Below are 24,574 nucleotides of genomic sequence, written 5' to 3'. Positions count from 1 at the left end.
GTGCGCTTACGAATCCGCCTTCGCCGGCGCAGCGGGCTTCGCGTTGGCCGCGAGCGGCGCGGACGGTGCATCTCCGCCCGTCATCGGCACCATGTGCGGCTTCACCTGCTCGCCCGGCCGCACGCGCTGCGTGCCGTTCACGATCACGCGGTCGCCGGCCGCGAGGCCGCTGACGATCACGCGCTGGTTGCCGTGCTGCAGGCCCGGCTGCACTTCGCGATACGACACGCGGCCCTGCTGGTCGACGACGAACACGAACTTCTTGTCCTGGTCGGTATTGATCGCCGAATCGTCGACGAGCAGCGCCGGGTGCGGCGCGCTGCCGCCGACCTTCACGCGTGCGTACAGACCGGGGACGAGCGTGCCGTCCGCGTTGTCGAAGCGTGCGCGTACGCGGATCGTGCCGGACGACGTATCGAGGCGGTTGTCGACCGAGTCGATCGTGCCGCTCCTCGAATAGCCGCTCTCGTTCGCAAGGCCGAGCTCGACCGGCACCTTGCGGCCGTCACGCGCACCGTTGATGTATTGCAGGTAGGTCTGCTCGTCCGCGTCGAACGATGCGTAGATCGGCGACACCGACACGAGCGTCGTCAGCGGCGCGGCCGATGCGCCGGCCGACACGACGTTGCCGAGCGTGATTTCCGCGCGCGACACACGGCCCGCAACCGGCGCGACGATCCGCGTATAGCCGAGGTTGATTTGCGCGGTCTCGAGCGCAGCCTCGGCCGCCTTCAGGTTCGCGGTCGCTTCGCGCGCCGCGTTCTGCTTCTCGTCGTAGTCGCGCTTCGCGATCGCGTTGTCGCCGATCAGCCGCTGCGCGCGCTGCCAGTCGCTTTGCGCGTAGCCGTTGCGCGCCTGCGCAGCGGCGAGCTGCGCGGCCGCGCGGTCGACTTCGGCCTGGTACGGGCGCGGGTCGATCACGAACAGCACGTCACCTTTCTTCACGAGCGCGCCGTCCTTGAAGTTGACCGACACGATCGTGCCGGGCACCTGCGGGCGCACGTCGACCTTCTCGACCGCTTCGAGGCGGCCGGAATAGCTCTGCCAGTCGGTGACGGTCTGCGGCACGACGGTCGCGACGTCGACTTCGGTCAGCGGCGGTGCCGATTTGTCCGGGGCGCTCGCGCCGACGCGCATCGCGCCGAACGTGCCCAGGCCGACGACGGCGAGCGTCACGATCGCGGCAACCGCGATTCGGGAACGTGGGGTGCGTAGGATGGCCATGTAGATCTCCGGTAAGCGTGGATTGGATTGGTTATTCGGTTCAATTCGCGGTTCAATTCGCGGTTCAATTCGCAGTTCGATTCGCGGTTCGCTTCGCAGTCCGATCCGCAGTCCGGTTCGCGCTTCAGTTGGGCTGGCGCGCCTGGAAGCGGCACTGGAAGAAGCGCACGGCCTCGTCGAAAGCCGCGTCGTGCGTCGCGAGCGCCGCGTGCGTGATGTCCGGGTAGCGGATCACCTGCGTGAGCACGCCGGACGAGATCAGGCAGCTCGCGTACTTCTCCGCCTCGACGTGCAGCACGTCGTTCTGCGCGGTGACGATCAGCGTCGGCGGCAGGCCCGCGAGGCGCACCGACTCGAGCGGCGCCGCATACGGGTGCATGCGCTGCGACGCCTGCGGCAGGTACGCGCGGTAGCACGCCGCGCATTCCCGCGCGGTAATGTCGGACGACAGGCGCTCCGCGTCGCCGATGCGCGTCATGCTCGGATCGAGCATCGGGCCGAACAGCGCCTGCGCGACGATCGGCACGTCGCCGCGGTCGCGCGCGATGAAGGCAAGACAGTTCGCGAGCTGCCCGCCCGAGTCGTGGCCCGCGACGCCGATCTTTTTCGGGTTGCCGCCGAACGCGCGCGCACGCGTCGCGGCCCACACCGCCGCGCGATACGCATCCTCCGGCGCAGCCGGAAACGGATAAGCCGGCGCGAGCGAATAATCGACCGACACTACGAGAGCTGGTAAGCGTTCTGCTAAAAAGCGCGCAGCGAAATCGGCGTCGTCGAGCGTGCCGCGCACGAAGCCGCCGCCGTGGAAATAAAGCACTACTGGCAACCCGGTCTTGTCCGCGCGGCGATAGAGCCGCAACGCGATGTCCTGCGCGTAGCCGGGGATTTCGACCTCGGCGACCGTCAGAGCCGCGCCGCTATTGGCTTCGGCCGGCAGTGCGGCTTTCAGGAATTTGCTGAATTCAGAAGCGTCCATGACGATGCAGCGTCCATTTCGAGATGGAACGAATTCTGGGTCCGGCAGACATCCGGATAAATGCCTATAATCCGGCAACACAATTCAACGACCCCGAACAATCAGAGGCTGCGTCGCCTACAAAGCGACGCGGCCTCTTTGTTCCGTCTGTCCAGATAAGTACGGAGGTTGTGATGGACCGGCTTCAGGCCATGCAGGTGTTTACTCGCGTCGTCGACACGAACAGCTTCACCAAGGCGGCAGAAACGCTCGCCCTGCCGCGCGCATCCGTCACGACGATCATCCAGAATCTCGAAGCATTCCTCGGCGTGCGGCTGATGCACCGGACCACGCGCCGCCTGTCGCTGACGCCCGACGGCGCCGCGTACTACGAACGCTGCGTGCGGATCCTCGCGGACGTCGAGGAAACCGAGGCGAGCTTCCAGAACAACAACCGCAAGCCGCACGGAAAGTTGCGTATCGACATGCCGGGCTCGATCGGACGGCAGCTCGTGATCCCTGCGCTGTGCGAATTCCGTTCGCGCTATCCGGACATCGACCTGCAGCTCGGCCTGTCGGATCGTCCGGTCGACCTGCTGCAGGAAGGCGTCGACTGCGTGATCCGCGTCGGCGCGCTGCAGGACTCGTCGCTCGTCGCACGCCGCATCGGCCTGTTCGAAGGCGTCTCGGTCGCATCGCCCGCGTATCTCGACAAGTACGGTGAACCGCAGTCGATCGAGGACCTGGGCCAGCACCGCGCCGTCAACTATTTCTCGAGCCGCACCGGCCGCACGATCGACTGGACGTTCCTGATCGACGGCAAGGAAGTCGAGGTCAAGATGGAAAGCGTCGTGTCGGTGAACGACGCGGACGCGTACGTGACCTGCGGGCTCGAGGGCTTCGGGCTGATCCAGCCGCCGCTGTTCATGGTGCTGCCGCATCTGCGCGAGGGCCGGCTCAAGGAAGTCCTGCCCGGCTACAAGCCGCTGCCGATGCCGATCTCGGTCGTCTATCCGCACAGCCGCCATCTGTCGCCGAAGGTGCGCGTGTTCGTCGACTGGATCGCCGAAGTGTTCGACCGCTGCCCGCTGTTGAGCGGCAAGGGCTCCCTCGACGCGACGTGCAGCAAGCGCACGTTCGAGGAAGCCGAGCGCGCGCCCGCGCTCGACACGCCGGTCGTCAACGAGTGGGTGGCCTGATCTTCTGAACAAGGACACGCCGGCCGCGCAGCCGGCGCGTTGGCGATGCGCGGCCGCGCGCCGCACGGAACGCGCGCGTTCCGTCACCCGATCTTCTCCGGTCTTCCGGAATTCACACCACACCTTTGCAGCCGCAGACATAATCGCGCGCGCATGGTTCGCGTGCGCCGGAACGCGGCATCGACAACCGCGCGCTCGCCGCGTCACCCGCGTAACACAAGGGTTCCCGCGGGATTCCCGCGCGTTCATGCGATAACCCTGCCGGCAATGCGGATCGCGATTGTTCCTGTCCGGCGACAATTCAATTCACCGCAACGCCATTTATCGTCGTGACGTCGGCCCATAGAGTAGATCCTGTCGCGCAGCAGCATGCGCACCGAATCGACAGGAGTCCCATCATGAAACGCCGCGGTCTGCTCTCCGCTCTCGCCCTCGCACTCGTCGTGTCCGCGCCGGCTTTCGCCGACACCGACACGGGCCACGCCGGCGATTACGGCAACACGTCCTGGTACACGCAAAGCAACGGCCCCCGTACCCGCGCCGAAGTACGCGCGGAACTCGAACAGGCGCAACGCGACGGCACCGTCGCCTACATCCGCAAGGCCACGTCGTACGCGCAAGGGCTCGATCTCGTGCCGCGCCCGTATCGTCCGACGCAGGAAGGCAACCAGCTCGCCGGCGCGGGCCGGTAAACGAACAACGCCGCGCGTCGGGTCGCCCCGCGCGCGGCGTCGTGAATCCCATCAGTCAATCAGTTGCAGGAGTTTCGCATCATGAACGATCAACTGCCCTCGCCGCTCGACCATTGGAACAGCGATACGCCGGTGTGGACGCCGTTCCGCCCGTCCCACCAATCGCACTGAAGCCGCATCACCGGCGCGGCACCCCGCCGCGCCATTCGCCCCAGTGCGTGACGATGTCCTGCACGAGCGGATTGCCCGCACGGTACAGGTTCTCGGTCGCCGGGGCGAAGCCGCCCTGGTCCGCATAGTTCAGCAGGTTGTCGGCGCTCGTCTGGCCTTGATAGGGCCGGTCGAAGTCGGAGCCCGTGCGCAGCACCGCGACGCGCGACAGGTCGACCCGTTTCACGCTCGCCGCACGCTTGAGCGCTTCGAACGTCGCGTTGTCCTCCTGCGCGGTCATGCAATAGGTGCCCTTGCCGTCCGTCAGGATCTTCGTCCACTGCCGTGCGCGCTCGCCGAGCAGCGTGCCGGAGAACCACGTATTGCCCGACGACGTGTCGCAGCGGATCACCGACGGCGGCTGGTTCGCGGGCGCGTAGCTGAATTTCGCGCGTGTGGCCTGCGCCTGCGCGCTGTCGGCGAGCGTGACGTTGCGCGACAGCGCGTACGCGGCATCCGCGAGCTGCGGATTCAGCTGGAACACTTCGGTGCGGTAGTCGAGCGGCGGCTTGTCCGTCGGGCTCTTCGTGTTGATGCCGAGATAGCCGGTGTTCCAGCCGGCGGGGATCTCGCGCGCATCGAGTTCCCATTGCAGGCCGAAATCGACGAGGTAGTTCGCCCACGCGGCGGAGCCCACTGTCCCTTGCGCGGGGTCGACGCCCGCGATGCCGGAGATCAGGAAGTACGTGTTGCGCAGATCGAAGCGCGACGAGAACGTCAGCGCCATGATCGACGCCGCGGCATTCGCGTAGCCCATGCCGGTCGTGATCACGCACACGTCCTGCTTGTTGCAGTGGACCGCGGGGTAATCGGGCGACAGGCCCGGCACCGTCACGTCGCGCCACGGGCCGAGACGGTCTAGCCAGGCCTGGCCCTCCGGCCCGAACATCGTGATGATCATGACCTTGACCGGGCGGCCCTGTGCACCGGTGTCGGCAAACGCATTGTTCCCGTTGTCCTGCGCGATCGACGGCGCGGTCGCGCAAGCTGCGAGCGAGAACGCAGCGGCAGAAAGAATGGAGCGAGTCAGCATCGGCGTTCCTTGTGTAGGTGATGTTGAAGTGAGAACGACTCTCGGAGACTGCGCCGGGAGTATAAATCGGCCAATGCCCGACAAGAAATTCATTTGCGGTCGATACGGTCATCCGGTTCAGGAAGACGACGATACGCACGGGGGAATTTCAGGCACATGGCAGATCGCACAACAACCTAAGGAATGCCATCTAATTGGTCGAAGCGGGCGTCACACCCTGCATCTCGCGCGGCAGACAGTCGCTTTCGCGCCAATGGATTGCAGATTCGTCGCATTCCGCTGCAACGCTGCGGCCTACAGCCGCGCGAGCCCCGCGACGCCGTACCCGAGCACGACGAGCGCCGCGACGACATGGCTCGCGGCGAGCAGTGCGGGCGACTTGACGATGCGGCCGATCACGCTGCCGCCGAACGCGAACACGAGCTGGCCCGTGAGGCTGCCCGCGAACACGCATGCGGCGCCGAGCAGCCAGTGGCGATGCCCGGCGGCAGCGGCGGTCGCGTAGCCGTAGAACAGCAGGATCGTGAGCGGATTCGCGAGCGTGACGAAGAACATCGACGTAAACGGGCGGCTGCCCGGTGGCGTTGCGTGGCCGTCGAGCGTGCGGCGGCGGTCGCGCAGCGCCTGCCACATCATCCGCGCGCCCATCGCGAGCAGCACGAGCGCACCAACGAGACGGAACAGCGACAGGTGCGACGCGAGCGTGCTCGCGAGCATCGCGCCGATCGTGAACGCGACGACCGCGTAGCAGCCGTCGGCCGTCGCGACGCCGACCGCCGCGCGCACGCCGCTCGCCGTGCCCGCGCGCATGCCGTAGTTCGCGATCATCAGCGCGACAGGCCCGACCGACAGCGCGATCATCAGCCCGAACAGGAAATCGTTCATCGGGAATCGACGTTCAGCGTGCAAAACGCCGATTCTAGCGATCGCCGCGCGCGCGGCAAACCTGTCAATTTACGTCGACGCGGGCCGGCCCGTCCGTCATCTCGCCGATCACCGCCGCGCGGTCGAAACCGTCCGCACGGAAGCACGCGAGCACGTCGTCGACCGTATCGGGCGCACACGCGACGAGCAGGCCGCCGGACGTCTGCGGATCGGTCAGCAGCGCCTGCGCGACGGGCGGCAGCGCGTCGCCGAGCCGCACGTCCGCGCCGTAGGCCGTCCAGTTGCGCCCCGACGCGCCCGTGAACACGCCGGCCGCCGCCAGCGCCTCGACGCCCGCGAGCCATGGCAGCGCCGCATAGCTCACGCGCGCGGTGAGCCCCGCGCCGCGCGCGAGTTCCAGCGTATGGCCGAGCAGGCCGAAACCCGTCACGTCGGTCAGCGCGTGCACGCCCGGCAGCGCGGCGAGCTCGGTGCCCGGCCGGTTCAGCTTGGTCGTCGTCGCGATCATCTGTGCATAGCCCGCATCGTCGAGCTGGTTCTTCTTCAGCGCCGCGGACAGCACGCCGACGCCGAGCGGCTTGCCGAGCACGAGCACGTCGCCCGCGCGCGCCGCCGCGTTGCGCTTCACGCGCGACGGATGCACGACGCCGATCGCGGCGAGCCCGTAGATCGGCTCGACCGAGTCGATCGAATGGCCGCCCGCGACCGGAATCCCGGCTTCCGCGCACACGGATTCGCCGCCGCGCAGCACCGCCGCGATCGTCTCGTGCGGCAGCACGTTGATCGGCATGCCGACCAGCGCGAGCGCGAGCAGCGGCTTGCCGCCCATCGCGTACACGTCGGACAGCGCGTTGGTCGCCGCGATCCGGCCGAAGTCGAACGGATCGTCGACGATCGGCATGAAGAAATCGGTGGTCGCGACGATCGCCTGCTCGTCGTTCAGGCGGTAGACCGCGGCATCGTCGGACGTCTCGGTGCCGACGAGCAGGTCAGGGAACAGCGCGGGCGGCGTCGCGCGCTTCAGCAGCTCGGACAGCACGCCCGGCGCGATCTTGCAGCCGCAGCCGCCTCCGTGCGACAGGCTCGTCAGGCGCGGAACGGCGGGCGGGGTCTGGGTGGTTTCGTTCATCGTCGGCATCCGGTGAATAACAACGTTCTATTATCGACAATTCCGCGCCCGGGTGCCGGCCGCCCACATAATGACGGCGCCGCTTCGTCCCTCCACCCGTCGACCGTCTTCCATGGATCACCTGTTCATCGGCCTCGTGCTGTGCTCGGCGCTGCTGCACGCCGTCTGGAACGCCTTCCTGCACGTCAGCGAGGACCGGCTCGTGCAGCTCGGCACGATGTCGCTGCCGTATCTCGCGTTCGGCCTTGCGGCCGCATGGCTGCTGCCGGCGCCCGATCGCGCCGCGTGGCCGTACATCGCCGCGTCCGCCGCGCTCGAGGTCGCGTACTGCTTCACGCTCGCGCGCGCGTACCGCAGCGGCGAATTCGGCCAGATCTACCCGATCGCGCGCGGCCTGTCGCCGCTGCTGGTGTCGGGGCTCGCGTTCGCGGCGCTGCACGAGCGGCCGACGCCGTTCGGCTTCGCCGGCATCGTGCTCGTGTCGTTCGGGATCATGTCGCTCGCGCTGCGGCGCGGGTTCAGGTTCTCCGGGGAAAGCGTGCCGTATGCGCTGCTCACGGGCGTGTTCATCGCCGCGTATTCGATCTGCGACGGCATCGGCGCGCGCGCGGCCGGCAACGCACTCGGCTACGTCGCATGGGTGTACCTGCTGTGGAGCGTGCCGCAGATCGTGCTGGTATGCGCGGTGCGGGGCGGCCCGCGCGGCGTGTTCGGCTCGCGCGACGCGGTCCGGCAGGGCATGGTGGCCGGCACGATCTCGCTCGTCGCGTATGGCATCGTCGTGCTCGCCTACCGGCACCTGCCGGTCGCGACCGTATCGGCGCTACGCGAAACGAGCTCGATCTTCGCGGTCGCGATCGGCTGGTTCGCGATGCGCGAGCGGCCCTGCGCGCAGCGGCTCGTCGCGTGCGCGCTGGTGGTCGCGGGCGCGGCGATGATCCGGCTGTAATCGCGCGCGCCCGGCCGGTGCGGCGTCAGAACTTGTGGCGGATGCCCGTCACCGCGACGATCTGCGTGCGCGTGCTCGACGGGTTCGAAATCCCCTCGATCGCCGCGACCGCGTTCGACGACGCGCGCTGGTAAAACGCGTTCAGGTAGACGTCGGTGCGCTTCGACAGGAAGTACTGCGCGCCGGCGCTCGTCTGCAGGTAGTGCGAGCTGGGCGTCGGGCTCTGCGACGCGAGCACCTGCGTGTAGGTCTCGCCGAACGCGACCTGCAGCGCCGGTGTCACCATGTAGTGCACGCTGCCCTCGAAGTTGTTGAAGCGCTCCGCGCCGCCCGTCTGCAGGTTGAACAGCGAACTCGTGTACAGCAGCCCGAACGTCGCGTTGCCCCACGCATACGCACCGCCCGCGCCCCAGATCTGCTGGCGCGTCACGCCCTTGATGAACGTGTAGTAGTTGTCGGATGCGACCGCGCCCGTCGTGTCGAGCGCCGGATGGTCGACGCGCACGTACGCCGCACCGAGCTGCAGCGGCCCGTGCTCGTAGCTCGCGCCGACGCTCCACACGCGGTTCTCGGCGAACGACGTCGTGTTCGAGAAGCCGACCATGCCGATCGCGCGCAGCCCGCCCCACGACGGCGTCTGGTACTGCACCGCGTTGTTGGTGCGGAACGTGTTGTTCAGGTCGTCGGTGTCGAACGGATGCAGCGCGTACTGCGTGAGCGCCGTCGTCGCGCCGATCTGCAGCGGCTCCAGCACTTCCTGCGCCGCGTTGTACTGGCGGCCCATCGTCAGCGTGCCCCAGCGGTCGTTCGCGAGGCCCACGTACGCGCGGCGCCCGAACAGCCGCCCGCCCTGGCTCGCGGCACCCGTCTCGATGTTGAAGCCGTTCTCGAGCCGGAACACCGCACTCGTGCCGCCGCCCAGGTCCTCCTTGCCGGTGAGGCCCCAACGCGTGCCCTGCTCGTTGCCGCCCGTCGCCTGCCAGGTCGCGTGACCCTTCTGGTTGTTCGTGTACGTGATGCCCGAATCGACGATCCCGTACAGCGTCACGCTCGTCTGCGCGCAGGCATGCGATGCGCCCGCCCCGAGCGCGACACCGATCAGCGCCGCCGCCATGTCCGTCCGTTTCATCTCTGACCCCTTTGTCGGTTTGTATGTGGGGAGCGATTCAATTCGCTCGAAACGTGTTTTAATGAATAAAACATCGTCTTATTAATTGTCGATTTTGGATGTTTCGGGCGTCAATCGATCCCAAAATTCGCGCACATGCTTGCGCCATGGCCTGTTCCGCCACCGTTTCGATGAATGAAACAAACCCAATACAACAAAGGGAAAGCGGGGAATCAACCGGCCCAGACGTAGCGCCGCAAAAAGCGCTTGACCGGATTTTTCAGCTGTTGTGAAATATTGATACGCTGTTTTAATGATTAAAACGCTCATTCGGAATGAGCGGAGAAACTAGGTAAAGAACCTGATCCCCATGGTGACGTTTAATTGCAACACCGCCGCTTCCGGCGAGCCGCCCGCGTTCTTCGTCGCGCAGCCGGCGGCGGCCGCGCTGCCGATCGTCGTCGACTCCCCGCACAGCGGGATCGCGTATCCGCCGGACTTCGCGCCCGTCGCGCCCGACGACGCGATCCGCACGTCGTGGGACGCGTACGTCGACGAGCTGTGGGCCGGCACGCCCGCGCGCGGCGGCACGTTGATCGGCGCGACGTTCCCGCGCGCGTACATCGACCCGAACCGCGCGGAGACCGACATCGACGCCGAGCTGCTCGCCGAGCCGTGGCCGGCGCCGCTCGCGCCGCAGGTCTACACGCAGCGCGGGATGGGGCTGATCCGGCGCTTCGCGCTGCCGGGCGTGCCGCTGTACGACCGCAAGCTGCCGCTCGACGCGGTGCGCCGGCGCATCGACGCGTACTACCGGCCGTACCGCCGCGCACTGGCCGACGCGGCCGAGCCGCTCTACGCGGCACACGGCGCGCTGTGGCACATCGACTGCCATTCGATGAAATCGCGCGGCAATGCGATGAACGCCGACGTGGGCGCCGAGCGGCCGGACGTCGTCGTCAGCGACCGGCGCGGCACGAGCGCGGACCCGGCGTTCACCGCGTGGACCGCGCAGTGGTTCGCCGATGCCGGCTATCGCGTGCAGATCAACGAGCCGTACCAGGGCGGCGACCTGCTGACCGCGCTCGCCGATCCGGCGCGGCGGCGTCACAGCATCCAGATCGAATTCAACCGGGCGCGCTACATGGACGAGGCGAGCTTCGACAAGCATGCGGGCTTCGATGCGCTGAAGCGCTCGGTCGACGCGTACCTCGATGCGCTCGCGGCCTACGTGCGCATGCAGCTCGCCCAACCCGGAGGCACGCGATGAACTACATCGTCGATGCGGTCGACAGCGCGCTGAAGCTGCTGACCTACGTGGCCGAGCACCCGAACCTCGGCGTGACCGAGCTTGCGTCGCAGCTCGGCATCAACAAGTCGCGCACCTACCGGATGCTGTGCACGCTCGAGCTGCACCGCTTCGTCGTGCAGGATCCGCGCTCGTCGACCTACGCGCTCGGGCCGCAGGCGTTCGTGATCGGCGTCGCCGCGTCGCAGCAGAACGCGCTCGTGCGCGCCGCGCACCGGCACATGCTCGCGCTCAACCAGGCGATCAACGAAACGATCGTGCTGCGCGTGCGCGAAGGACTCGAATCGGTGTGCGTCGCGCGCTGCGAGACGACACACGCGGTCCGCACGGTCGGCTCGGTCGGCAACCGCCGGCCGGTCAGCTTCGGTGCATCGGGCAAGGTGCTGCTCGCGTTCGCGCCCGATGCGTTGCGCGACGAGTTTGTCGCGCAGTTGGGCAAGCGCGGGCTGGCGGCCGATCCGGCGAAGCTCGCCGCCGAACTCGATGCGGTCGCGCGCAAGGGGTACGCGGTGAGCAGCGGCGAGGTGACGCCCGGCGCCGTCGGGATCGCGGTGCCGGTGCGCGACCTGACCGGCGCGACGGTTGCGTCGGTCAGCGTGACGGGCCCGGAGGTACGCGTGAGCCATGCCGACATCCCCGACTACCTCGAACGCCTGCAGGCCTGCAGCCAGGCGATTTCCGCCGAACTCGGCTACGTCCCGGCGCGCGCCGCGCTGCAACCGGCCTGACGGCCCTATCCCCGACTCCGCGAGGACCCGATGCTCGCCTCCTCCCCGAACCCGTCCGGCGCACGCGCGGCCGAATCCCCAGTCGACAGCCCGGCCGCGAACGCGCCGCACGGCGGCTTGCCGAGCGCCGGCGCGCGGCCGGCCGGCGAGCCCGCCGGCCGTGAGCCGCGCCCGCCCGGCAAGATGCTGCATCCCGTCGTGATGATGCTGTGGGTGCTCGCGGCCGCGATCGCGCTCACGTGGAGCGTCGACTCGGGCCGCTTCGAGCGCAACGGCCGGCTCGTCGTGCCGGGCACCTACCACGTCGTGCCGAAGACGACCGCGCTCGCGACGCTCGTCGCGCCCGCCGTCAGCCGAAGCACACCCGAGCATGCGATGCCCGCGAGCCTCGTGTCCGCGTTCGTCGCGGTGCCGCAGGGCCTGCTGAAGAATGCGCCGCTGATCGTGATGGTGATGTTCGTCGGCGGGATGTTCGGCGTGATGCGCCGCACCGGCGTCGTCGATGCGGGCATCGACCGGCTGCTGCAGCTCACCGGCAACAACGCGTACCTGCTGACGCCGCTGCTGATGATCCTGATCGGGCTCGGCAGCACGCTGCTCGGCTTCATCTCCGAGTACCTCGTGATCATTCCGATGGTGATGGTGATCGCGCGCCGCCTCGGGCTGTCCGACCTGTTCGCGGTCGCGCTGGTCGCGATCGCCGCGAAGGTCGGCTACATCGCGTCGGTCACGAACCCGCTCGCGCTCGCGGTCGCGCAGCCGCTCGTCGGCGTGCCGCTGTTCAGCGGCGTCGCGCTGCGCGCAGCCGTGTTCGTCGTGTTCCTGACGGTCGGGATCCTGTATCTGCTGCGTCACGTGCGCAACAGCGGCTATCGGGCGGGACAGTCCTCCGCGGGCGCGCAAGCGCCCGCGAAGCTGTCGCTCCGGCACAAGGCGACGCTCGTCGTGTTCGCCGCGGCGGTGGCGATGCTGATCGTCGGCACGCGCGACCTGAAATGGGGCAATGTCGAGCTCGCGGCGTTCTACGTGTTCGTCAGCCTCGTCACCGCGGTGATCGGCGGGCTCGATTCTCGCAGCGCGTCCGACGCGTTCGTCGACGGGATGAAGAACATGATGCTCGCGGCGCTGCTGATGGGGCTCGCCGCGTCGGTCGAGCTGCTGCTGCAGAACAGCCTCGTGCTCGACACGCTGATCCACTTTTTCACGCGGCTCGCGGACGGCCAGTCGCCGGTGTGGGTCGCGAACGGGCTGATGGTCGTGCAGATGGTGCTCGACGTGTTCATTCCGTCGGTGTCCGGCAAGGCCGCGGTCAGCATGCCGATCATCGGGCCGATCGCGCAGCTGTCGGGCGTGAGCGGACAGACGTCGGTGCTCGCGTTCGTGCTCGGCGGCGGGCTGACGAACCTCGTCACGCCGACGTCGGGGATGCTGCTCGCGTATCTCGCGACGGCGCGCGTCGATTTCGGCGTGTGGATCCGCTTCGTGCTGCCGCTGTTTCTGACGCTGCTCGCGCTGTCGTGCGCGGTGCTGACGTTTGCGGTCTGGAGCGGGTATTGAGGTTCGGGGACGGATGCTCGCGACAGGGGGAGCGATCGCGTGGCAAGCGGGAATTCACGCCGCAGTGCGGAGAGAATTCAACCGGCAGGCCGGTCGCCGCATGCGCAACGGCGTACGGCGCGACACTTCGCAGCCATTGCCCGTGCCCGTCAGGCAGCCACGACACCCGCACGCCCGAACGCCCGCTCGTCGATCGCCTCGGCAAGCGTCGCGAACGCCGGCGCGATCTCTTCCTCCGGCACGCACGCATAACCGAGCAGCAGACCCGACGCCGCGCGCGACCGGTCCGCGTAATACCCGGACAGCGGCCGCACGACGATGTTGCGCGCGAGCGCGGCCTGCGCGACCGCGCGATCGTCGACGCCGTCGGGCAGCCGCGTCACGAGGTGCAGCCCGGCATCGCTGCCGGCCGCCTGCAGCGTGTCGCCGTAACGGCGCGCGACCGCGTCGAGCAGCATTTCGCGGCGCTGCCCGTACAGCGTGCGCATCTTGCGGATGTGCGACACGAAGTGCCCTTCCGCGATGAATTCCGCGAGCACCGCCTGCTGCAGCAGTTGCCCTTCGCGATACAGCTCGGCGCTCGCCGTCGCGAAACTCTCCGCGAGCGGCTCGGGCGCGACCAGGTAGCCGACCCGCAGCCCCGGGAACAGCGTCTTGCCGAAGCTGCCGACATAGATCACCTGCCCGGCCGTGTCGAGCCCCTGCAGCGATGCGAGCGGCCGGCTGCCGTAGCGGAATTCGCTGTCGTAGTCGTCCTCGATGATCCAGCAGCGGTGCTGCCGCGCGTATTCGAGCAGCATCCGCCGGCGCGCGAGGCTCATCACCATCCCGAGCGGGTACTGGTGCGACGGCGTGACCAGCATCAGCTTCGGCGGCTCGGCGAGATCGTCGGCCGACGGCGCGATCCCTTCGTCGTCGACCGGAATCGGCCGCGTCGTCAGCCCCGACACGTTCAGCACGCTGCGCACGCCCCAGTAGCACGGATCCTCGGTCCAGATCGCGTCGCCGGGATCGGTCAGCAGGCGCACCGCGAGGTCGATCGACTGATGAATGCCGGTCGTGATGACGATCTGCTCCGGCGTGCAGCGCACCGAGCGCGACGTGCGCAGGTAGTCGGCGAGCGCCTCGCGCAGCAGCGCGAGCCCGCCGCCCGGCGCATAGGTCAGCAGATCGGGGCGCAACCGCCGCCAGTATTTGTTGTGCAGCCGCGTCCACACGCGCGCCGGAAAGCGGGACACATCGGGCACGCCCGGCATGAACGCGCCGCCCTGCCGCTTCGACACGCCCGCGCCCTCGACGAGCCGCGCGCCGCGCGCGGACAGCGGCCGCGCGGCCGTCGGCAGCGCGACGGCCGGGCTCGCAGGGTCCGGCGGTGCGCCGACGATCTCGTCCGGCGCGCTGTCCGCGACGAACGTGCCGCGCCCGGTCGCCGAACTCACGTAGCCTTCGAGCGCGAGCTGCTCGTACACCTGGGTAACGGTGTTGCGCGCGATCCCCAGTTCAGCCGCTAGCAGCCGCGACGACGGCACCCGCGTGCCGGCCGGCAATTCCCGCGACAGGATTGCCTGCTGCAGCAGCCGGTGCAGTTGCCGGTAGATCGGTTGTCCGCCGCCGCGCACGAGACGCTGTGCCAGCCAGTCCGACAACACGCTTGCCCGCATGATTGGCTCCTAACTAATTATTGAAATGGCTCTGAAGTTCAGAGCCAAATGTGATTATAGTCGCCTCCATGGGCAGCCGGAGCGCGCCCGACTCTTCCCACCGGATACGAACCATCAAGGAGATGACCGTGAAGAATGCCGACCTGCAGGCCCGCAAGAACGCCGCCACCCCGCGCGGCGTCGGCGTGATGTGCGATTTCTACGCAGCCCGCGCCGAGAACGCGGAGCTGTGGGACGTCGAAGGCCGCCGTTTCATCGATTTCGCTGCCGGCATCGCGGTGCTGAACACGGGCCACCGTCACCCGAAGATCGTCAAGGCGATCGCCGACCAGCTGAACAGCTTCACGCACACCGCGTACCAGATCGTCCCGTACGCGTCGTACGTCGAGCTGGCTGAAAAAATCAACGCGCGCGCGCCGGGCGACTTCCCGAAGAAGACCGCGTTCTTCACGACCGGCGCCGAAGCCGTCGAAAACGCGATCAAGATCGCACGCGCGTCGACCGGCCGTCCGGGCGTCATCGCGTTCTCGGGCGGCTTCCACGGCCGCACGATGATGGGCATGGCGCTGACCGGCAAGGTCGCGCCGTACAAGCTGAACTTCGGCCCGTTCCCGGGCGACGTGTTCCACGCGCCGTACCCGAACGCGCTGCACGGCGTGACGACGGCCGACTCGATCAAGGCGATCGAGATGCTGTTCAAGGCGGACATCGATCCGAAGCGCGTCGCCGCGATCATCTTCGAGCCGGTCCAGGGCGAAGGCGGCTTCAACCCGGCGCCGGCGGAATTCGTGCGCGCGCTGCGCAAGATCTGTAACGAACACGGCATCCTGCTGATCGCCGACGAAGTCCAGACCGGCTTCGCGCGTACCGGCAAGCTGTTCGCGATGCAGCACTACGACGTGCTGGCCGACCTGATCACGATGGCGAAGAGCCTCGCGGGCGGCATGCCGCTGTCGGGCGTCGTCGGCCGTGCTGACGTGATGGACGCGGCGGCCCCCGGCGGCCTCGGCGGCACGTACGCGGGCAACCCGCTGGCCGTCGCGTCGGCGCATGCGGTGCTCGAGATCATCGACGAAGAGAAGCTGTGCGAGCGCGCGACGCAGCTCGGCGACGTGCTGAAGGCGAAGCTGAACGCGCTGCAGGCCGACGTGCCGCAGATCGCCGACGTGCGCGGCCCGGGCGCGATGATCGCGGTCGAGTTCCTGAAGCCGGGCACGGGCGAGCCGGACGCCGACTTCACGAAGCGCGTGCAGGCACGTGCGCTCGAGCGCGGCCTGCTGCTGCTCGTGTGCGGCGTGTACTCGAACGTCGTGCGCTTCCTGTTCCCGCTGACGATTCCGCAAGCCGTGTTCGACGAAGCGCTCGTCATCCTCGAGGAAGTGTTGAAGGAAACGGTCGGCGTGCCGGCCTGAGGTCCCGCCCACTGATCGCGCCGCCGCCGTCCGTCCGGGCCGCGGCGGCCTTCGACTCTGCAAAACAGGCACCACCATGAGCACTGTTCAAGAAACCCTGGCACTGAAAGATCCGTCGCTGTTCCGTCAGCAGGCGTACGTCAACGGCGAATGGCAAGGCGCGGCGAACGGCGAGACGTTCGAAGTCCGCAACCCGGCGACGGGCGGCCTCGTCGGCACGGTGCCGGCGATGGGCACGGCCGAGACGCGCCACGCGATCGATGCCGCGAACGCCGCATGGCCGGCATGGCGCAAGAAGACCGCGAAGGAACGCGCGGCGATCCTGCGCAAGTGGCACGACCTGATGATGGAAAACGCCGACGACCTGGCGCTGATCCTGACGACCGAGCAAGGCAAGTCGCTGGCCGAGGCGAAGGGCGAGATCGGCTATGCCGCGTCGTTCCTCGAATGGTTCGCGGAAGAAGGCAAGCGCGTGTACGGCGACACGATCCCGACGCCGGCGAGCGACAAGCGCATCGTCGTGACGAAGGAGCCGGTCGGCGTGTGCGCGGCGATCACGCCGTGGAATTTCCCGGCGGCGATGATCACCCGCAAGGTCGGCCCGGCGCTCGCGGCAGGCTGCCCGATCGTCGTGAAGCCGGCCGAGGCGACGCCGTTCTCGGCACTCGCGATGGCCGTGCTAGCCGAGCGCGCGGGCGTGCCGGCCGGCGTGTTCAGCGTCGTGACGGGCGACCCGAAGGCGATCGGCGGCGAGCTGACGTCGAACCCGGTCGTGCGCAAGCTGTCGTTCACGGGCTCGACGCCGGTGGGGCGCCTGCTGATGGCGCAGTGCGCGCCGACGGTCAAGAAGGTGTCGCTGGAACTCGGCGGCAACGCGCCGTTCATCGTGTTCGACGACGCGGACCTCGACGCGGCGGTGCAGGGCGCGATCGCGTCGAAGTACCGCAACAGCGGCCAGACCTGCGTGTGCACGAACCGCTTCTACGTGCACGAGGCCGTGTACGACCAGTTCGCGGAGAAGCTCGCGGCGGCGGTGGGCCAGCTGAAGGTCGGGCGCGGCACCGAGCCGGGCGTCACGCAGGGCCCGCTGATCAACGAAGCGGCCGTGCTGAAGGTCGAAGCGCACATCGAGGACGCGCTCGCGAAGGGCGCGACCGTCGTGACGGGCGGCAAGCGCCACGCGCTCGGCCACGGCTTCTTCGAGCCGACCGTGCTGACGGGCGTCACGCCGGCGATGAAGGTCGCGAAGGACGAGACGTTCGGCCCGCTCGCGCCGCTGTTCAAGTTCAGCAGCGACGATGAAGTGATCCGGTTCGCGAACGACACCGAGTTCGGTCTTGCCGCGTATTTCTACAGCCGTGACATCGGTCGCGTATGGAAGGTCGCCGAAGCGCTCGAGTACGGGATGGTCGGCGTGAACACGGGCCTGATCTCGAACGAAGTCGCGCCGTTCGGCGGCGTGAAGCAGTCGGGCCTCGGCCGCGAAGGCTCCCACTATGGGATCGACGATTACGTCGTGATCAAGTACCTCTGTCTCGCTGTCTGACATCGTTTGACACCGGCCGACGCTGTCTGACGGCCTGGCCGCCCGGCCGGAAAACCGGGCAGCCCGACGCGGGCCGGTGCCCCTCTCCGCCGTGCCCGCGTCATCTCCCCTGCATTCGATGTCGACACGTTCTACGTGCGCGACTTCGATGCCGCCTCCGCCACGCGTCGTTTTGCGCGCGAATTTCGTTCAGGTCTCATTTCTCGTTCCGGCGGAAGCCGATAGATTGAGCGTTCTGCCTCGATCCGGTTTGCCCACACATGAACGCTTCGCCCGACGGTTCCGCCTGCGCGCGACAAACGCGCCGCGCCCTCATTCCGTTTCCTCGCGCTTGCCCCGACATCCGCATCGCGCGCCGCTCGCTTCACCGCGTCGGCGACATGAATCGGTACGGTCGCACGCTTGCCGACACCTGTATCGCGCCGTCGCGCAGCCAGGGGCAGGGACGCCATGACGCGAACATCGGATCGTCGAAGCCTCCCTTCGACGGTAAACTCCAGCGATATGAGCAATCACGAACAGTTCAATGTCGTCTACGACGGCCCTGCACTCGCCGAGCATCGGATGGACGTGCGCGACCTCGCTCCGGCGCTCGTCGCGATCGCCGATCTGTTCTCGGCCGCCAACAAGGAACTCAACGGCGACAACACCGAGGTCCGCCTCGAGGTGAAGGGCAGCTTCAAGTCGGGCTCGTTCCACTCCGAGCTGATCTTCATCCAGTCGCTCGCGAGCCAGATTCGCGACATATTCGCGGGCCCGAGCGCCGGCGCGTTCAGCAACGCACTCGCGATCCTCGGCGCACTCGGCATCGTCGGAGGCGGCGGCCTGATCGGCCTGATTCGAAAGCTGCGCGGCAGGAAGCCGCACCGCATCGAGCCGGCCGGATCGGATATCCAGATCTGGATGACGGAACAGGAATCCTTCTCCGTCGATGAAGCCGCCTATCGCCTCTACCGAAACCGGACGGTCCGCGCCAGCCTGCAGAAAACGCTGTCGCCCCTCGAACGGGAAGGCATCACCAGCTTCGGCATCGTCCGCGGCGATGCCGTGGAACTCGCGATCGAGAACGACGAACTCGGCGCCTTCGCAAGTAGCGACGACATCGGCGAAATCGCAACGGACACAGTCGCGCGCAAGGTGCTGCTGCTCGAATCCGTCGTATTCAAGGACGGCAACAAGTGGCGCGTTCACGACGGTTCGTTCGCGTTCTTTGCCGCGCTGGACGACGAGCAGTTTCTCGCGAAGGTCGACGCCGGGGAGCGCTTCGGGAAAGGTGACGTGCTGGTAGTCGATCTCCGCCAGACGCAGATCATCACCAACGAAGGGCTCCGGAACGAATACCGTATCGTCAAGGTTCACGAGCATCGCGCACCGTTGCAGCCGTCGCTGATCTGACGGTCGGCAACGTTCGCCGCACGGTTCGGCGGTGCGCCGCGCGGCGCCCGCCGGTCCGCAGCGATCGTCGGTATGACGCGCGGGCCGGTGCCCCTCTCCGCCGTGCCCGCGTCATCTCCCCCGCGTTTAGCGAAACACATTCACCGCATCGACGAGCCGCGTCGCCTGCTGCTTCAGGCTCTCCGACGCCGCCGCGCTCTGCTCGACCAGCGCCGCGTTCTGCTGCGTGATGCTGTCGAGATGCACGACCGCCTGGTCGACCTGCGAGACGCCCGAACTCTGTTCGGTGGTCGACGCGCTGATTTCCGCGATCAGGTCCGACACCCGCTTCACTTGCGCGACGATGTCCTCCATCGTCCGTCCCGCGTCGTCGACGAGCTGCGCGCCTGACGCGATCCGCCCGACGCTGTTCTCGATCAGCGTCTTGATCTCCTTCGCCGCGTTCGCGCTGCGCTGCGCGAGCGCGCGCACCTCGCCTGCGACGACCGCAAAGCCGCGCCCCTGATCGCCCGCGCGCGCGGCCTCGACCGCCGCGTTCAGTGCGAGGATGTTGGTCTGGAACGCGATCCCGTCGATCACGCCGATGATGTCCGAGATCCGGCGCGAGCTCGCGGTAATGTCGTTCATCGTATTGACGACCTCCGACACCGCGTGCCCGCCGCGCTCGGCCGCGTCGCTCGCGGACACCGCAAGCTGGTTCGCCTGCAGCGCGGTTTCCGCGTTGCTGTCGACGGTCGCCGTCATCTCCGCCATCGACGCCGCCGTTTCCTGCACGCTCGATGCAGCCTGCTCGGTACGCGCGCTCAGGTCGTTATTGCCCTGCGCGATCTCGTTGCTCGCGCGCTGCACGTTGTGCACCTGTTCGCTGACGTCGTCGACGAGCCAGCGGAACATCAGCCCGAGCTGGTTGATCGTGCGCAGCGTCATGCCGATCTCGTCGACACGGTTCATCCGCACGCCGCGGCGGCTCTCGCCGGTCGCGACGTTCAGCGCCTGGTCGCGCAGCCGCTTCAACGGACGCACGATCTGCGCGTCGAGCCACGCGCCGGCCGCCACCGCGATCCCGGCCGTCGCCGCCGCGAACGCCGCGAGCGGGCCGCCCGTCAGCCCGCAAGCCCAACCCGCGCCGATAACGGCCGGCGCCAGCACGAGCAGCGCCGAATGGATCCGCCAGCGCACCGACATCGTCTGGAACAGCGACGCGATGCGGAACGGGCCCGTGCGGACGATCAGCCCCTTGTGGAAACGGCGGTTGCCGGCCTTGCCTTCGCGGAATTCGCGATACAGCGCTTCGGCGGCCGCGATCTCGTCGCGCGGCGGCTTCGTGCGCACCGACATGTAGCCCTGCGGCTCGCCGTTGCGCATCACCGGCACCGCATTCGCACGCACCCAGTAGTGATCGCCGTTCTTGCGGCGGTTCTTCACGAGCGCGGACCACGCCTCGCCACCCTTCAGCGTCGCCCACATGTCGGCAAACGCCTCCTTCGGCATGTCCGGGTGACGCACGGTATTGTGCGGCTGGCCTTCGAGCTCGTCGCCGGTAAATCCGCTGACCTGGAGGAAGGTCGCGTTTGCGTAGGTGATGATGCTGTCGGCATCGGTGGTCGACATCAGCGTCGCGTCATCGGGAAACTCGAATTCGCGTTGCGTGACGGGCTGGTTGTTGCGCATGGTGCAGGGCTCCGAATGGCGGGTCTCGCGCCCGCTTCAGGATTAACGATTCGGGACCGATCGCATGCGGGACGCGTCCGCACGGTTATGGTCCGACCCCTGTACTTTCGGCAATCTTTTCGAAAACCTTACCCCTCGCGCGGAGAAACACGCCGAAAACCTGCATGTTTTGATTTGCGTCAATCGTCGCGTCCGGCAATCCGGCCGGAGCCCGTCCTGGACGGCCGCTCCCGGTCAGCGCGACTTATTGCGGGTCTCACTGGCGCGCTCACCCATGCGCGGCGCCACAATCAAAAACGGCGAAGCGGCCCGCCACAGGCCGCTTCGCCGCTTCACCGAGTCGTCACGCGTCAGACGCGCTCGATCGCGATCGCGATGCCCTGACCGACGCCGATGCACATCGTGCACAGCGCGTAACGCCCGTTCGTGCGATGCAGCTGGTACATCGCGGTCGTCACGAGACGCGCGCCGGACGCGCCGAGCGGGTGGCCGAGCGCGATCGCACCGCCGTTCGGGTTCACGCGGGGATCGTCATCCGCGACGCCGAGCATGCGCAGCACCGCGAGCCCTTGCGACGCGAACGCCTCGTTCAGCTCGATCACGTCGAACTGGTCGATCGTCATGCCGAGCCGCGCGAGCAGCTTCTGCGTCGCCGGCGCCGGGCCGATGCCCATCACGCGCGGCGCGACACCCGCCGTCGCGATACCGAGCACGCGCGCACGCGGCGTCAGGCCGAAACGCTTCGCGCTTTCCTCGTTTGCGAGCAGCAGCGCGGCCGCGCCGTCGTTGACGCCCGACGCGTTGCCGGCCGTCACCGTGCCGTCCGGGCGCACGACACCCTTCAGCTTCGCGAGCGCTTCGAGCGACGTCTCGCGCGGATGCTCGTCGCGCGTGACCACGAGCGGATCGCCCTTCTTCTGCGGAATCGTCACGGGCACGATTTCCTGTGCGAGCGTGCCATCCTGCTGCGCGCGCGCGGCCTTTTGCTGGCTGCGCAGCGCGAACAGGTCCTGGTCGGCGCGGCTGATGTTGTAGTCGGTCGCGACGTTCTCGCCCGTTTCCGGCATCGAATCGACGCCGTGCAGCTGTTTCATCAGCGGATTGATGAAGCGCCAGCCGATCGTCGTGTCGAAGATGTCGGCTTGCCGCGCGAACGCGCTGGCCGACTTGCCCATCACGAACGGCGCGCGCGTCATGCTCTCGACGCCGCCCGCGATCATCAGCGCGGCCTCGCCGGACTTGATCGCGCGCGCGGCGGAGCCGACCGCGTCCATCCCGGAGCCGCACAGGCGGTTGATCGTCGAGCCCGGCACGGCCTGCGGCAGGCCCGCGAGCAACAGCGACATGCGCGCGACGTTGCGGTTGTCCTCACCGGCCTGGTTCGCGCAGCCGTAGATCACGTCGTCGACCGCGGACCAGTCGACATCGCGGTTGCGCTCGACGAGCGCCTTCAGCGGCACCGCGCCCAGGTCGTCGGCGCGCACGCCGGACAGCGCGCCGCCGTAGCGCCCGATCGGCGTACGGATCGCGTCACACAGAAATGCTTCGGTCATCAATGTCTCCAGTCGAACGGAGTTGGCGCATTAGCGCTTACTCCGGTCCCATGCAAAGCTGGGTAATGGAACGGGCGCCCCCGTTGCATTGATCGCCGGGATGCGCTTAAATGTTCTATATACGAACATAAGATCGTGTATCGAACGTTCAGGGCATCATAGGGAGTGCAGGGACGACCTGTCAAGCGCCGGCGGCCGCCGCGCGGTTGGCGTGTCTGGCCCCATGCGCTATCTTCTCGGCTGCACGATATTCCGACAGGTCATGACTACCGACGACATCCACGCCAAACCCGGCGATTCCTACGTCCAGTCGTTCGCGCGCGGGCTCGCGGTGATCCGCGCGTTCGACGCGAACCGTCCCGAACAGACGCTCACCGAAGTCGCGTCGGCGACAGGCCTGACGCGCGCGGGCGCGCGCCGGATCCTGCTCACGCTGCAGACGCTCGGCTACGTCGAGGCGGACGGCCGGCTGTTCCGGCTCACGCCGAAGATTCTCGAGCTCGGCTTCGCGTACCTGACGTCGATGCCGTTCTGGAACCTCGCCGAACCGGTGATGGAGCAGCTGTCCGCGCAGATTCACGAAAGCTGCTCGGCGGCCGTGCTCGACCGGACGGAGATCGTCTACGTACTGCGCGTGCCGACGCACAAGATCATGACGATCAACCTGTCGATCGGCAGCCGGCTGCCCGCGTACTGCACGTCGATGGGCCGCGTGCTGCTGTCGTCGCTCGACGACGCGGCGCTCGACGAGACGCTCGCGCAGAGCAACATTCGCGCGCACACCGCACGCACGGTCACGGACCTCGGCGAACTGAAGGCCGCGATCGCGCAGGTGCGCCAGCAGGGCTGGGCGATCGTCGACCAGGAACTGGAAGTGGGCCTGCTGTCGATCTCGGCGCCGATCCGCAACCGGCGCGGGCAGATCATCGCGGCGATGAACGTCAGCGGCAATGCGCAGCGGCATACCGCAAAGCAGATGGTGAAGGAATTTCTCGAGCCGTTGCAGCAGGCTGCGCAGACGGTGTCGGAGCTTGTTGCGAGGCGGGGGTGAGCGAGCGACCGGTTGCGGCGCCGGCCTGACGAGCCTGAGCAATCTGCAACATCAAAGGCGGCCAGCATCCCGCTATCCAATTGTCGTATCAGTGATACGACAATTCGCACATAAAAAGACGGGCAGCAGGCCGCCCGCTCAACTCGCTGACCGGACGCGTTTCGCTACCCGCGCCGCTCACGCGCCAAGCAGCACCCCGCTGCGCACCGGCACCGCTCCCGTCACGCGGCCGAGCGGCGCGCCGGCCGTCACGAAGCGGATCGCGCGCCGCATGTAGAACACGCCGTCGGTCTGGCTGCGCACCGTCGTGATCGCTTCGGTCAGCGGATCGACGATGTCGAACAGCGGGTCGCCCGCGCGGATCGTCGCGCCGACGGCCGCACGATGCACGAGGATGCCGCTCGCCGGCGCGTAGAACTGCTCGCTGCCGGCGAGCGGCGTCGCGGGCGTCGCGAGCGACGGCAGCGGCGCGGGCTCGCCGCGGATCGCATCGCACCAGACGAGGTAATCGACGAGCGCATCCGCGTCGCGCTCGGCGAGCGCATACGTGACGTCGCGCTGGCCGCGGCATTCGACCGTCACGGCCACGGTGCCGGCCGCGAGCGGCGTACCTTCCGGCAAATGCTTGCGCAACTGCGACCACAGCAGGTGGTGCGCGTCGTCGAACGCATGCCCGCCCGAATCCTCCGCAAGCAGCGACACCTGCGCGCCGAGATAGCGCGCGAGCGGTTCGACCTGTGGCCACGCAGTATCGCTCGTGTACACGTGCATCACCGCTTCCAGCGAACAATGCAGGTCGATCACGACGTCCGCATCGTGCGACAGCTTCAGCAGCGCAAGCTGCAGCGCGTCGAATTCGGTGCGCGGCACGATCGCGTCGAGCGCGCTGCCGACACATTCGCACACGATCGCGCGATTGCGTACCGGGTCCGCGCCAAGCCGCTCGCGCGCGCGTTCAGCAATCGTCGCGAGCGGCAGGAAGCCGCGATTGAAATTGCGGCCGCTCGCCAGGTCGAAGCGGCCGATGAACTGGCCGAGCACGTGATGATTGAGGCCGACCGGATTCGCGACCGGCACGAGCACGATCTCCGCGGCGAGCCGCCCGTCCGCATCGAGTTGCGCGAGCCGCTGCTTCAGCATGAACGCGGTCAGCATCGCCGGCGTCTCGTCCGCATGCAGCGCGGCCTGCAGATAGAACTTGCGGCCGCTGCCGGCCGGCCCGAAATGAAAGCTCGTCAGCGAGCGTTGCGTGCCGATCGACGGCGACAGGAGCGGGGTGGTGCGAATCTGCATCGGCAATCCCGGTG

At 67.8% G+C, this 24,574-nt stretch carries 20 protein-coding genes; 10 read left to right on the top strand and 10 right to left on the bottom strand.

All coding sequences use genetic code 11. The features are described from left to right. Positions 1 to 6: 6 nt before the first annotated feature. Positions 7 to 1,224, bottom strand: coding sequence for an efflux RND transporter periplasmic adaptor subunit (locus ACV229_RS08365; RefSeq protein ID WP_448082641.1), 1,218 nt, complete (start codon positions 1,222 to 1,224; stop codon positions 7 to 9). A 124-nt stretch (positions 1,225 to 1,348) separates the two neighbouring features. Further along, positions 1,349 to 2,200 carry an alpha/beta hydrolase gene (locus ACV229_RS08360; protein WP_448082640.1) on the bottom strand — a complete coding sequence of 284 codons (852 nt, stop codon included), beginning with the start codon at positions 2,198 to 2,200 and terminating at the stop codon, positions 1,349 to 1,351. Positions 2,201 to 2,373: 173 nt separating this feature from the next. Between ACV229_RS08360 and ceoR the strand changes: the two genes are divergently transcribed. Then, positions 2,374 to 3,378 carry a putative multidrug efflux transcriptional regulator CeoR gene (ceoR, locus tag ACV229_RS08355; RefSeq protein ID WP_448082639.1) on the top strand — a complete coding sequence of 335 codons (1,005 nt, stop codon included), beginning with the start codon at positions 2,374 to 2,376 and terminating at the stop codon, positions 3,376 to 3,378. A gap of 398 nt (positions 3,379 to 3,776) precedes the next feature. Continuing rightward, positions 3,777 to 4,070 carry a DUF4148 domain-containing protein gene (locus ACV229_RS08350; RefSeq protein WP_448082638.1) on the top strand — a complete coding sequence of 98 codons (294 nt, stop codon included), beginning with the start codon at positions 3,777 to 3,779 and terminating at the stop codon, positions 4,068 to 4,070. 178 nt (positions 4,071 to 4,248) lie between these two features. On the opposite strand, the gene ACV229_RS08345 is transcribed toward ACV229_RS08350, so the two are convergent. From ACV229_RS08345 to selD, 3 genes are all read right to left on the bottom strand, one after another. Continuing rightward, the gene (locus ACV229_RS08345) at positions 4,249 to 5,313 is read right to left on the bottom strand and encodes a purine-nucleoside phosphorylase (protein ID WP_448082637.1); all 1,065 of its coding nucleotides are present in this window, start codon (positions 5,311 to 5,313) and stop codon (positions 4,249 to 4,251) included. Between the two features lie 294 nt (positions 5,314 to 5,607). Further along, positions 5,608 to 6,198 (bottom strand): LysE family translocator, encoded by a 591-nt coding sequence (locus tag ACV229_RS08340; protein WP_448082636.1) that lies wholly within the window; start codon positions 6,196 to 6,198, stop codon positions 5,608 to 5,610. Between the two features lie 64 nt (positions 6,199 to 6,262). Next, complete coding sequence (selD, locus tag ACV229_RS08335; RefSeq protein WP_448082635.1) at positions 6,263 to 7,327, bottom strand: selenide, water dikinase SelD; 1,065 nt, start codon at positions 7,325 to 7,327, stop codon at positions 6,263 to 6,265. A 112-nt stretch (positions 7,328 to 7,439) separates the two neighbouring features. On the opposite strand from selD, the gene ACV229_RS08330 reads away from it, so the two are divergent. Beyond that, a complete protein-coding gene (locus tag ACV229_RS08330; RefSeq protein WP_448082634.1) occupies positions 7,440 to 8,276 on the top strand; it encodes an EamA family transporter in 837 nt (278 codons plus the stop codon). A 25-nt stretch (positions 8,277 to 8,301) separates the two neighbouring features. Here the strand turns inward: ACV229_RS08330 and ACV229_RS08325 are convergent, their stop codons facing one another. Beyond that, positions 8,302 to 9,405: a porin gene (locus ACV229_RS08325; protein ID WP_448082633.1), complete on the bottom strand. Its 1,104-nt coding sequence runs from the start codon at positions 9,403 to 9,405 to the stop codon at positions 8,302 to 8,304. 349 nt (positions 9,406 to 9,754) lie between these two features. On the opposite strand from ACV229_RS08325, the gene ACV229_RS08320 reads away from it, so the two are divergent. Genes ACV229_RS08320 through ACV229_RS08310 form a run of 3 tightly spaced genes read left to right on the top strand, consistent with a single transcriptional unit; the run spans position 9,755 to position 12,978 of the window. Then, positions 9,755 to 10,654 (top strand): N-formylglutamate amidohydrolase, encoded by a 900-nt coding sequence (locus ACV229_RS08320; protein ID WP_448082632.1) that lies wholly within the window; start codon positions 9,755 to 9,757, stop codon positions 10,652 to 10,654. Then, positions 10,651 to 11,421: an IclR family transcriptional regulator gene (locus tag ACV229_RS08315; RefSeq protein ID WP_448082631.1), complete on the top strand. Its 771-nt coding sequence runs from the start codon at positions 10,651 to 10,653 to the stop codon at positions 11,419 to 11,421. The genes ACV229_RS08320 and ACV229_RS08315 overlap by 4 nt, the downstream gene beginning before the upstream one ends. 30 nt (positions 11,422 to 11,451) lie before the next feature. Then, a complete protein-coding gene (locus ACV229_RS08310; RefSeq protein ID WP_448082630.1) occupies positions 11,452 to 12,978 on the top strand; it encodes a YfcC family protein in 1,527 nt (508 codons plus the stop codon). Between the two features lie 149 nt (positions 12,979 to 13,127). On the opposite strand, the gene pdxR is transcribed toward ACV229_RS08310, so the two are convergent. Further along, a complete protein-coding gene (gene pdxR / locus ACV229_RS08305) occupies positions 13,128 to 14,639 on the bottom strand; it encodes a MocR-like pyridoxine biosynthesis transcription factor PdxR (protein WP_448082629.1) in 1,512 nt (503 codons plus the stop codon). 128 nt (positions 14,640 to 14,767) lie between these two features. Between pdxR and ACV229_RS08300 the strand changes: the two genes are divergently transcribed. From ACV229_RS08300 to ACV229_RS08290, 3 genes are all read left to right on the top strand, one after another. Continuing rightward, positions 14,768 to 16,051 (top strand): 4-aminobutyrate--2-oxoglutarate transaminase, encoded by a 1,284-nt coding sequence (locus tag ACV229_RS08300; RefSeq protein ID WP_448082628.1) that lies wholly within the window; start codon positions 14,768 to 14,770, stop codon positions 16,049 to 16,051. 76 nt (positions 16,052 to 16,127) lie between these two features. Beyond that, positions 16,128 to 17,597 carry an NADP-dependent succinate-semialdehyde dehydrogenase gene (gabD, locus tag ACV229_RS08295; RefSeq protein WP_448082627.1) on the top strand — a complete coding sequence of 490 codons (1,470 nt, stop codon included), beginning with the start codon at positions 16,128 to 16,130 and terminating at the stop codon, positions 17,595 to 17,597. Positions 17,598 to 18,101: 504 nt separating this feature from the next. Then, positions 18,102 to 18,992: a hypothetical protein gene (locus ACV229_RS08290; protein ID WP_448082626.1), complete on the top strand. Its 891-nt coding sequence runs from the start codon at positions 18,102 to 18,104 to the stop codon at positions 18,990 to 18,992. 126 nt (positions 18,993 to 19,118) lie between these two features. Here the strand turns inward: ACV229_RS08290 and ACV229_RS08285 are convergent, their stop codons facing one another. Beyond that, positions 19,119 to 20,663 carry a methyl-accepting chemotaxis protein gene (locus ACV229_RS08285; RefSeq protein ID WP_448082625.1) on the bottom strand — a complete coding sequence of 515 codons (1,545 nt, stop codon included), beginning with the start codon at positions 20,661 to 20,663 and terminating at the stop codon, positions 19,119 to 19,121. A gap of 350 nt (positions 20,664 to 21,013) precedes the next feature. Next, on the bottom strand, positions 21,014 to 22,216 hold the full coding sequence (gene pcaF / locus ACV229_RS08280; protein WP_448082624.1) for a 3-oxoadipyl-CoA thiolase: 1,203 nt from the start codon (positions 22,214 to 22,216) through the stop codon (positions 21,014 to 21,016). A gap of 262 nt (positions 22,217 to 22,478) precedes the next feature. Here pcaF and ACV229_RS08275 point away from each other — a divergent pair, with 262 nt between their 5' ends. Next, a complete protein-coding gene (locus ACV229_RS08275; RefSeq protein ID WP_448082623.1) occupies positions 22,479 to 23,267 on the top strand; it encodes an IclR family transcriptional regulator in 789 nt (262 codons plus the stop codon). A 177-nt stretch (positions 23,268 to 23,444) separates the two neighbouring features. On the opposite strand, the gene ACV229_RS08270 is transcribed toward ACV229_RS08275, so the two are convergent. Continuing rightward, positions 23,445 to 24,560: a succinylglutamate desuccinylase/aspartoacylase family protein gene (locus tag ACV229_RS08270; protein WP_448082622.1), complete on the bottom strand. Its 1,116-nt coding sequence runs from the start codon at positions 24,558 to 24,560 to the stop codon at positions 23,445 to 23,447. Between the last annotated feature and the right edge of the window lie 14 nt (positions 24,561 to 24,574).

This window comes from Burkholderia sp. MR1-5-21 (genome assembly GCF_053427715.1).
This window is presented reverse-complemented; position numbering and strand designations above follow the sequence as displayed.

What these genes read in the sequence shown, in the direction of transcription:
- ACV229_RS08365 (WP_448082641.1), bottom strand. Translation starts at nt 1,224, where the DNA reads ATGGCCATCCTACGCACCCCACGTTCCCGAATCGCGGTTGCCGCGATC.
- ACV229_RS08360 (WP_448082640.1), bottom strand. Translation starts at nt 2,200, where the DNA reads ATGGACGCTTCTGAATTCAGCAAATTCCTGAAAGCCGCACTGCCGGCC.
- ceoR (WP_448082639.1), top strand. Translation starts at nt 2,374, where the DNA reads ATGGACCGGCTTCAGGCCATGCAGGTGTTTACTCGCGTCGTCGACACG.
- ACV229_RS08350 (WP_448082638.1), top strand. Translation starts at nt 3,777, where the DNA reads ATGAAACGCCGCGGTCTGCTCTCCGCTCTCGCCCTCGCACTCGTCGTG.
- ACV229_RS08345 (WP_448082637.1), bottom strand. Translation starts at nt 5,313, where the DNA reads ATGCTGACTCGCTCCATTCTTTCTGCCGCTGCGTTCTCGCTCGCAGCT.
- ACV229_RS08340 (WP_448082636.1), bottom strand. Translation starts at nt 6,198, where the DNA reads ATGAACGATTTCCTGTTCGGGCTGATGATCGCGCTGTCGGTCGGGCCT.
- selD (WP_448082635.1), bottom strand. Translation starts at nt 7,327, where the DNA reads ATGAACGAAACCACCCAGACCCCGCCCGCCGTTCCGCGCCTGACGAGC.
- ACV229_RS08330 (WP_448082634.1), top strand. Translation starts at nt 7,440, where the DNA reads ATGGATCACCTGTTCATCGGCCTCGTGCTGTGCTCGGCGCTGCTGCAC.
- ACV229_RS08325 (WP_448082633.1), bottom strand. Translation starts at nt 9,405, where the DNA reads ATGAAACGGACGGACATGGCGGCGGCGCTGATCGGTGTCGCGCTCGGG.
- ACV229_RS08320 (WP_448082632.1), top strand. Translation starts at nt 9,755, where the DNA reads ATGGTGACGTTTAATTGCAACACCGCCGCTTCCGGCGAGCCGCCCGCG.
- ACV229_RS08315 (WP_448082631.1), top strand. Translation starts at nt 10,651, where the DNA reads ATGAACTACATCGTCGATGCGGTCGACAGCGCGCTGAAGCTGCTGACC.
- ACV229_RS08310 (WP_448082630.1), top strand. Translation starts at nt 11,452, where the DNA reads ATGCTCGCCTCCTCCCCGAACCCGTCCGGCGCACGCGCGGCCGAATCC.
- pdxR (WP_448082629.1), bottom strand. Translation starts at nt 14,639, where the DNA reads ATGCGGGCAAGCGTGTTGTCGGACTGGCTGGCACAGCGTCTCGTGCGC.
- gabD (WP_448082627.1), top strand. Translation starts at nt 16,128, where the DNA reads ATGAGCACTGTTCAAGAAACCCTGGCACTGAAAGATCCGTCGCTGTTC.
- ACV229_RS08290 (WP_448082626.1), top strand. Translation starts at nt 18,102, where the DNA reads ATGAGCAATCACGAACAGTTCAATGTCGTCTACGACGGCCCTGCACTC.
- ACV229_RS08285 (WP_448082625.1), bottom strand. Translation starts at nt 20,663, where the DNA reads ATGCGCAACAACCAGCCCGTCACGCAACGCGAATTCGAGTTTCCCGAT.
- pcaF (WP_448082624.1), bottom strand. Translation starts at nt 22,216, where the DNA reads ATGACCGAAGCATTTCTGTGTGACGCGATCCGTACGCCGATCGGGCGC.
- ACV229_RS08275 (WP_448082623.1), top strand. Translation starts at nt 22,479, where the DNA reads ATGACTACCGACGACATCCACGCCAAACCCGGCGATTCCTACGTCCAG.
- ACV229_RS08270 (WP_448082622.1), bottom strand. Translation starts at nt 24,560, where the DNA reads ATGCAGATTCGCACCACCCCGCTCCTGTCGCCGTCGATCGGCACGCAA.